Consider the following 10,233-nt stretch of genomic DNA (forward strand, 5'->3'; position numbering starts at 1 on the left):
CAGCCGGTAAGGGTAATACCCATATTACATAACGACCCAGGTATGAAGCAATTATCAATATACATATCAATATTGTCAGCTATAATGGCAACCTCATGCTCCAAACACGAAGTGCAGGAGCAGAAAGGCATACCTATGTCATTTTACGCCGAAGACAGTACAGAAAAAACACGAGCACTACTCAATACCGAAGGAGTAAACCAAAACGACAATGTACTTACGGTGTACGACCTTTATACCACATCTTCAAACGATAAAATCCTGTATATGGATGACACACCGGTGAGATACACAGATGGAAATTGGACATACTCTCCACTGAAATACTGGACAGAAACAGGTACACACTCATTCATGGCATATCTGAGCGAAAGCGGAAACACAACACTAAATACAACAAATTATCCCAAAGTGACATACGATGAAAATTTAGAAACGCTAAATATATCACCATGGGAAATAACCTTGGATAACCAGTTTGATTTCCTCTATGCCTATCATTCACGCAGTATGAACGAGGCTGAGCCACATCGTCCTGTGGAGTTCAGTCTTAATCATCTTCTCTGTGCCGTACAGTTCAATGTGGTGAACCTCATGCCAACAGTAACAATTCAAAATCCAACTTTTACCCTTAATGGTATATATCAGAAAGGTAGCGTATCAATTACAAAAGGTGTGCCGGTTATTAATTTAACAAAAACAGATACTGAAAAAAGTAATTTTTCATCATATGATTCAAAGGTACTTGAGTATAATGTTCCGCACAATGTCTTTTCAGGAATTAGTAATGTAGGTCCTGAGGGCTATGTATTGTTATGGCCTCACACTGAGGAACAATTTAAAAACAATATCAGCGTTTTTATTTCGTATTATAGTAGCGCTGTTTTGGATTATGTGTATAAAACAATTAATTTGTCTGATGATGCCGCAACAAACAACTGGCGCGCCGGAAACAGGTATATATATAATTTCTATATCCAGGACAACCGTATCTCATTCGAGGTAAAGGTAGTTCCTTGGGTAGTGGACGATGTAATAATTGAAGAATAATGAGAAAGTATTTGTATTACATATGGTTGTTTTCTGCAACACTTCTGGTAGCGTCGTGCAGCAAGCAGGAAGTCTCTCCGGATAATGGAGAGAAGATTGCATTTTATGTCAAGTCGCAGCAGGCAGTCACTGCATCGTCAAGGGCGTTGATAGAAGATACAAAGTATTTATTAAATAATGGTAAGAAGCTGCCATTGTATGTTACAGATGAAGTCGGTGGTGTTTTTAGTAATACGGAAGTTGAATATGTTGCCAACGGAGTGTGGCGCTCAGAGACGGAGTGGCAGGAAGGAAAACAGTATACATTTTATGCCTATATAGCATCACCTAAAGCAAGTTCTGCAGGGTCGCAGGGAGTATATGTCTCCAATAAAGGTTATACGGTATATATGCAACAACCTAAATCTTATTCTGATGATCCGGGTGTATGGTCTGATTATCTAATGTCGTATCGTGTAAGTGCAAACGGTTCGAACAAGGGACTTGTGAAACTGGACATGGAAAGAGTAACAGCATGTGTGGAGTTATATATGGCAAAAAGTGAAAGTATGGGAGAAGTGACAGTTAAATCCATATCATTTAATGACGTAAAGACATATGCAAAACTGGGATTGACGAAACATGCTGTACCAGGTGATTCGGAAGGATTGTATGGAATGAAGAATACATGGACTGTAGAGCCTGATGACAATTCTGTTACCGACTATACAAGAAACACAGTATCGTCTTTATTAAATTATGCTGATAACAGGTTTGACGAAAATTTCCTGCAGATGAAATTGCTCGTTATTCCTCAGTCTTTGATAGATGGTCCTACATTAACTATAGATTATGAAGTAAATGAGAATGGTAATTGGGTTACATATCAGAGCGAGTTTAAACTTTCTGATTATTCTATAGGTTCGTGGGATAGAGGACACAAAATAAGATATTATATAGGTATTGATACCAGTATTAAACTGGAAGGTGTGGTAGAACCTTGGAAATCGATGGATTATATAGAATCAACATTGTTGCCAAAAAATTAAGCTTATGAGAAATTCGTTATATTTATACATGGTATTGTTGGCTGTATGTGTGTATGGCTTGGTTGGATGTGTGCCTGAAGATGAATTCTCTTTAAATGGCATGCGTATAAATATTGGTGCAAAAGTCACTTCGGCTGTATTATCCAGGACAGAAGCAAATTTTGTGGATTATAATACAAATACAGATTTACCAATAACCATGATAAGATGGGATCAAAGTAATGTAGATAATACTGTATCTGCAGCAACGGAGCTGGGAGCCAAAATGGGGAGTCCTGCTTCGGACGGTACATGGTTGAGGAAAATTGAATTTTCTTCTTCTCAGTTTTATAAGAACAAACAGGATTATGTGGGTTTTGCAGGATGGTATCCGGCTGCGGATGCAGAAGGAAACGGTTGGGTTAAAAGTGATGGAAAGGTAATAGCATCTGATAATACCATGACATACAATTTGGATGGAACAACAGATGTGATGATTAGTGATTTCTCTAAAGGTAATTTTCAGGAAGGGATACCGGCGTTGACTTTCAAACATGCACTATGCATGTATAATATATATGCATATGCAGTTGATGGGGATTGCGTAAAAGAGTGGGGAAAGCTTAGCCAGGTTACTTTGTCAAATCTTCATAAACAGCTTAAGATAACTCTCCCGGAAAGCTTTACTGATACGTGGGAGCCTGCATTTACTTATCATACCCCTGTGGGTGAGGACGGACAGACAGAATATAAACATTATGGACTTATGGATGGAGTACCGGCAATGGAATTGCCTGTAGGTATGCAGAATGCTATACATGTGGGTACTCTTTTGCAAGGAGTTCCTGCAGGTTTTGGTGATAAGATTCAGGATGGTGTGCTGTATATTGAATCGGAAACAGAAGGACAAAATGAGTCGGTAACTGTGGCAATAGTACGTGACTTTACTCCGGGACATGCATATAATATTTATCTGAAATTTTCTACAAAAGGAATCATTAATGCAGAAGTTTCCGGAACTGACTGGGTTTATGATGAAAATAAGGATTATGAAGTGTCACAGGACTATGGATTGCTTACGGACTTGTCCAGATACGGAACTGCCAACTGCTATATAGTTTCGTCTGCCAATCGTGGATATTGCTTTGACGCTACGGTTAAAGGTAATGGAGTGAATACACTTACAAAGAGAGACGGAACCACTATCGTTTTGCCAGACAGGGATACACGTCTGGATATAGACTCTGTGGCAATATTGAGAAGTGATGCCATGATGGAGTTGGTAGGTGGAACAATGCAACCTATAGAAGACTATGAAGACAGAATAACAACTCCAATCTTGAAACTGCTTTCTAACAAACTGACAGATGGGAAGGTGGTTTTCAGCGTTCCGGGAATAGAGAACGAACCGGATAATTCAAGACTTATATATAAAGGAAATGTGAAGATTGGAGCATTCAAAAATGGCGAGATAGTGTGGAGCTGGCATATATGGATAACGGATAAACCACAAAATCAAGGTTACTCTAACGGATATGTGGCTTTGGACAGAAATCTTGGTGCCGTAACTACAGATTACAATACTTTCAGAGAGAAGAGCTCATTATGGGCTGGTCTGTATTATCAGTGGGGTAGGAAAGATCCTATTTTCAGGCCTACAGTGGATGAACGTCCTGAATGGAGTAATTTTTGGCCTAAGGATGTGACACGTATGGCTGTATCTGTGGATTTTGCACATAAGCATCCTACTACATATTTTTATAGTACAACTTATTCAAACTGGACTACTGATACTGAATATAGTGACAACTTTTGGGGATATACTTCTGTAAGGGATGATGTCAAGAAAACAATTTACGACCCATGTCCACCGGGATATAGAGTACCAGGAAATGCTATCTGGGAAAACTATAATAAAGAAATGAAAAAAACAAAAGTTACAAACAGTAGCGGTAAATTTGCGGGGTATGAGTTTAGTATTTATGATAGAATAAAAATTTATTATCCTAACACAGTATGTCTGGCAGAAGGCGAATTACAGGTCAGTGATGAGAAATCAGCTACTGAGTTGAACGATTTTGTGTATATGTACAGTGCTACTCCATATGACGCTGCATTATATGGGGAAACAGACCCAAAGTATGAAGGACTTGCTTATCATTTCAGATATAATGATAAATTAGGTCAGGATTATTCTTCGGTATTGGTGGCAGATCCGGATAGATATCACGTAAAACGTTCGGCTGCATATCCGGTGAGATGTGTGTACGAAAGTTCGTCTCCTACGGTGACAGACTTGAGTGAAGTGCAGACTGCAAACTCATATATGGTAACCAAAAGCGGATTTTATAAGTTCCGTGCGACAACACGAGGAAATGGTGTGACAGGACTGCATGTTGTACAGAGTGATGGGTCTTCTTTGTATCACGCTTTTGATGATGGAATGGGTGCAGGAATATCTGGAGTAGACAAAATAGACGTGTTATGGTGGCAAGGTGACTTAACTTCAGGAAGTAGTTACCGTAGCTTTGCTGATAAAAATCCTTCCAGTGCAGAAATTGAAGCTGAATGTCCATTGGTTGTCCTTGATAATGGAATACTTGATGATGGGTTTGCTTCATTCTATGTGAAAGTGGATGAAACTACTAATGGAAATGTTGGTCTGGCAGCATACGATGCAAACGGCAAGATTCTTTGGTCATGGCATATATGGATACTACCTGAAGTTTATGATGTCCGACTTGGTGAATATACAGTTATGGATAGAAATCTGGGTGCTACATATGCACCAACTGATGAAACAGGTATTAATCAGAATAATTTTTATGCTAATATTGGTCTATATTATCAATGGGGTAGAAAGGACCCATTTTTTCCACCATCGGGAATGAATAATAATAATACAAATACTCATTATTGGTTTATGAAGGAAAAGGGTATCTGGTATACGATGAATGAGAACAATATTACCAACAAAAATTATATACGTCAGTCTGTTCAGGAACCTCTTTTGTTTTACAAGTCTGATGATAATTCCTTTTGGCAAACAACTTATGAAGATTATAATGGTGAAGCTAATGATTTATGGGGATATGTAGGAAGGGCAGGTGCTATAGGTGAATCTTTTGCTAAGACTATGTTTGACCCTTGCCCACCAGGATATAGAGTAATGCAGCATGACCTTTTTGAACATGCTAATATTTGTGGGTCTAATGATGAAAATATACACAAAATTATGATTTATAATAATTATTATTATGATTATTATGATAATTATGATAATAATTATGGTATCTATTTTATAGATAATATGAAGGCAAAAGGTACTATTTCTGCTGGGGGAGTTTGGTTCCCAAATACCAGGGCGATAGACAAAAAAGGATATTTCCTTAATGATGGTAATTATAGGTTGTCGACTGCTACACCATATTCTTCAGGTAGTACTCTTAATACAAGAGAGATAAGATGGCAAAGACTTCATTACGTTGACAGGTGGAGTAACTATTATTATTATGAAATTCAACAAAAACATACTGAAAACAACATGGCTGACGGAAGAGTAGTAAGATGTCAGATGGAATAAATGATTATAATTATGAGATACATAGTCGGTATATTATTTATAATGTCGTTGTTCGCGTGTAGAAATGAGGATTTATTCATTCCTGAAAACGAACAAACTAATACGGCTGGAAATAAGGAAATAGATGCAAGCTGCTCTGTGGTACAGATTAATCCGGGCAGTAATACTACAGGTATGCCTACTAGAGGAATTATAGGACAGTCCACTGTGGCAGAAATGGAATGTAATTTCATAAAGCTGGATGAAAAGACTCAGGTATTAACTTCTCCTGATGGCTACATTCCTACAGATTTTACTAGTTGGAGTGACCAGCAAACACAAATAGTGGAAGGGTATATATTTTCATCCCCGGACCAGACACAGAATATTGGCTTCCGTTCTGTAACATTTACGCCAAGATTGACATATCAGATGCAAGAATTGAAAAGTGAAACAGATCCTACAGCACAGCCTGAAATTGTGGGATATATCAGCAGAATGGTGGGATGGTATCCAAAAACTTTTGAAGTACCGGTTGATGATAATGGCATTGCCGGTGAGGTTATATTCAAGAATACAGATTCGTATGAAACAATTGAGAAGGAAGGACAGATATACGACTGTGTTGTGTTTAATAAGAAACTGAATGGTGAAACAGACCTTATGATGACAGATATGAGGGAAGGAAGATATGATTTGTCATCTAAGGGTTTCAAGAATAACACATATGATTATGATGTACAACCGTACGGACATATATTTAAAAATCTGGTGGATGACAGCAATGGTTATCAGTATTGTAATTACTTTACTTTCAAGCATTATCTAACTGCAGTAAGATTATTCGTAGAGGTTGAAGCCAGTGACTTGAGTCTTGTTTCATGGAAGAACATTAATAATGTGGTTTTTATGAATCAGCCACAAACAGCAGTTATATCTCTTCCGGTGGAACAAAGCAGAGGCACCGGTACTACTTCAATCGTTCCAGGAGCTACGCCTACTTTACAGATTGAAGGTGTTAATCCTACTTTTGGCGAAGTAATAGAGTGGAGAGATAGGATGAATATGCCTATCATCAGGACTCCTATGGCTGAAGGTGACCCTGAGCATCCTGAGTTTGCACAAACACCTGAGTATCCGTTGGAGTTGGAGAATACTGTTTCTTTGGGTAGAACCTATATGGGATATATCCTGCTGGAACCTGAAAAAGATGTGGATTTTGAAATTCATACTGACGCGGGGGTCTTCAAGGGCACAATTCCTCATTTCTTTCTAGATTCAGGAAATAGTAGTGAGGAAATTCTCAAAGCAGGCTATATTTATAATATAGTGGTTGATATGAAGGCAGATGGAAGTCTGGATATTGTTGTAGGTAATGAGGATTTTGAATCATTCCGCAACCTTACACCTTATAATGAAACGATAAAAGATTTTGAATATTCCAATTGTTTTATCATTAATCAGGATATGATGGTAAAATCGGAAGATGGAAATGGTACGGCAACAGAGTGGTATGATGGATTTTATTTCCAGGCAATAGTTCCTGGACGTGGAGAGAAAGGATTTGTTACTGGGACTGGAGCGGACCTTTATCCGAAAGAAAAATATTTCACTCCTCATTCTGCACGAATATTGTGGCAGGATGAGCCTTATCTAGTCACTTTTGTGGAACTAGTTCATGGTTATATACGTTTTTCACTAAATAAAGAATGTAGGACTAATGGACTTCAGGGAAATGCTGTTATTGCCGCACTAGATGAAAATGGTGACATTATATGGTCATGGCATGTTTGGGTGAATAACGGAATCAAGGATATAACATATAGTAATATTAGTTTTAGAGATCCGGAAGATAGTCCTCAATATGGTAATTATCCAAGTTCTACTGAATATAAAACATTGAGTAGTATAAGTGTTATGAATATGAATCTTGGTGCTACAAAAGCGTCATGGACTGGTGAAGGTGATATATTGGATACATATGGATTTTATTATCAGTGGGGAAGGAAAGATCCGTCACCTCTTCCTCCATCGTATAATTACGGACAGAGTGACATGACTACCAAAGAGTATTATTATATGGATGAAGGTACAAGACGAAGAGTTTACATATTCTTAGATTTGTACCCTACGGTAGAGATGGGAGCAATACATCCACTTGAAATCATCGCTCCATCACAAATAAGTCAGACATATGCCAATGACTGGTTATATTCGTCAATAGACCAACTCTGGGGGTATAATCCTTCAACCAAGAGAGTAGAGAAGAAAACTATTTACGACCCGTGTCCTTATGGATATAGAGTGGCAGATGATGAACTGTTTGCCTTGTTTTATTATGCTTTCAACTATAACTATGGTTATAATTATAATGTAGATGATAAAGGAATAGTAATAACAGTACAAGGTAAATCGAATTATTTTCCTTTTTCAGGATGGCGTGGGCATGACAGAAGTAGAACAGATAAAACAAATGCATGGTATGAAGTAGGTAATCTTGGTGATTATCAAGATGCGAGAGTTTGCAAAAACTCAACTACTTATATGAATCATAGAGGAAGAAGTTTTTTGATAAGTAAGAGTAAATTGGCTGATGGCGGCAGTTATACTGTTCAGGATGTTAATCCTCCATATACGAGAAGAATTACTAATGACTATGCCAACCGTGCTTCTGCTTCGCCAGTGAGATGTGTGAGATATAATGCTTCTGGTGAAGAACCTTCTGCAAGTGGAACAACATCTAATCCTTAGAAACCAGTGATTATGAGGCTTTATTTTGTTATATCGCTCCTTGCCGTTTTCATGCTTTCTTGTGGCAGACACTCGAAAAAAACTGAAATGGCAGAGAAAAAGGCAGACGCAACAGAAAATGTGGGAAAAACGGGATATGAGGCGAGTTTCCCCATGCCTGAAGTGCCACTTATGGTTAATTCGGAAGAGGATGCCAAGGCTTATATCATGGCTCATTTTTGGGATGGCTTCAGATTTGGAGATACCTTGCTGCTAGGTAATAAGAATGTTATATCAAGGGGCATCTCTGATTTTATAAGAATGTCTTCATCTATGACGGATAGTCGTGGTGAAGATATAAGGCATGGTTTTCAGGTTCTGTGTAAAGGTATTACGGAATATAAAGGTCTGACTGATTCGCTGAAATATTATGTAGAAGAGTTTCTGTATAATCCAAATTCCCCGTATTATAATGAGGTGTTGTATGGTATATACCTGAAAGAAATGATTGCAACACTACCGGTGGATGATCCTATGGTTTCTGCTTATGACTTTAAACTTAAACTTATAAGTAGAAACTGTGTAGGGAATAGGGCAGAGGACTTTTATTATTTCCTTCCGGATGGGACAAAAAAATCTTTCTATTCAACTAAGACGAGAGGACAATATACTATTCTCGTGTTTTATGATCCTGAATGTCATTCGTGTCATGATATAATGATGGGAATGTTTGCCGATAAGGAACTACATGATGCTGTGGATAAAAAATGGGTGACTGTAGTGGCTATATATACAGATGGAGATAGTGAGGTCTGGAAAAAATATCTTAAAGGTATGCCGGAAAATTGGATTATAGGTGATGACAGAATGGCTATAAAGGATAATGCATTGTATGATTTGAAGGCGATGCCTACATTGTATTTGCTGGATAAAGATAAAAATGTTGTTCTGAAGGATATGCCATATAATGTTATACGAAAAAAAATATTTAATCCAACTTTCTGATTGCTAGTGAGATAGCTTTGCTGCTTGAATTTTTAGTGAAAAAAAGATACGAAAATATTTGCAGGAATGAAAAAAGTGCGTACCTTTGCATCCGCTTTCGAGAGAGAAAGTGATGAAAGATGACATGATGATTAAAATCAGGCAGTATTTTAGATTTCCTGGTATCTTACCTTGCTCTTGTGCAAGGGAGCGAGAAGGGTAGTCTGAGAAAATCTTTTCGAAAAAAAAACTTCGAAAAATTTGCATGATATGAATTAATTGTCTAACTTTGCATTCACATCCCGTTTAAAAACGGAAGTAAGTTCTTTGAAAGATTTTAGATAAACAAACAGAATGTAGTACAAGCGTCACATTATATATATGATGTGATGGAAAAAAGATAAACCGTCAATTGAAATTAAAAAATTAAAAAAAACGGTATCCTGAACAGAGACATAACACATCCTTTAGGGATGTATAAAAATATTTTACAATGAAGAGTTTGATCCTGGCTCAGGATGAACGCTAGCTACAGGCTTAACACATGCAAGTCGAGGGGCAGCATGAACTTAGCTTGCTAAGTTCGATGGCGACCGGCGCACGGGTGAGTAACGCGTATCCAACCTTCCGTTTACTCAGGGATAGCCTTTCGAAAGAAAGATTAATACCTGATAGTATGGTAAGATTGCATGATAATACCATTAAAGATTCATCGGTAAACGATGGGGATGCGTTCCATTAGGTAGTAGGCGGGGTAACGGCCCACCTAGCCAACGATGGATAGGGGTTCTGAGAGGAAGGTCCCCCACATTGGAACTGAGACACGGTCCAAACTCCTACGGGAGGCAGCAGTGAGGAATATTGGTCAATGGGCGAGAGCCTGAACCAGCCAAGTAGCGT

General features: G+C 38.1%; 5 protein-coding genes and 1 rRNA gene. All 6 read left to right on the top strand.

The features are described from left to right. Positions 1 to 42: 42 nt before the first annotated feature. Entirely contained in the window at positions 43 to 1,050 is a 1,008-nt protein-coding gene (locus I6E11_RS05595) for a fimbrillin family protein (protein WP_235336894.1), read from the top strand. Continuing rightward, positions 1,050 to 2,078: a fimbrillin family protein gene (locus tag I6E11_RS05600; RefSeq protein WP_235336895.1), complete on the top strand. Its 1,029-nt coding sequence runs from the start codon at positions 1,050 to 1,052 to the stop codon at positions 2,076 to 2,078. The genes I6E11_RS05595 and I6E11_RS05600 overlap by 1 nt, the downstream gene beginning before the upstream one ends. Before the next feature lie 4 nt (positions 2,079 to 2,082). Next, complete coding sequence (locus tag I6E11_RS05605; protein WP_235336896.1) at positions 2,083 to 5,640, top strand: fimbrillin family protein; 3,558 nt, start codon at positions 2,083 to 2,085, stop codon at positions 5,638 to 5,640. A gap of 12 nt (positions 5,641 to 5,652) precedes the next feature. Beyond that, positions 5,653 to 8,370, top strand: coding sequence for a hypothetical protein (locus I6E11_RS05610; RefSeq protein WP_235336898.1), 2,718 nt, complete (start codon positions 5,653 to 5,655; stop codon positions 8,368 to 8,370). A 51-nt stretch (positions 8,371 to 8,421) separates the two neighbouring features. Next, entirely contained in the window at positions 8,422 to 9,354 is a 933-nt protein-coding gene (locus I6E11_RS05615) for a DUF5106 domain-containing protein (protein ID WP_262911675.1), read from the top strand. A 469-nt stretch (positions 9,355 to 9,823) separates the two neighbouring features. Next, a 16S ribosomal RNA gene (locus I6E11_RS05620) occupies positions 9,824 to 10,233 on the top strand; the annotation flags it as partial.

The sequence above is a fragment of the Bacteroides caecigallinarum genome, assembly GCF_021531075.1.
Lineage (GTDB): Bacteria > Bacteroidota > Bacteroidia > Bacteroidales > Bacteroidaceae > Phocaeicola > Phocaeicola caecigallinarum_B.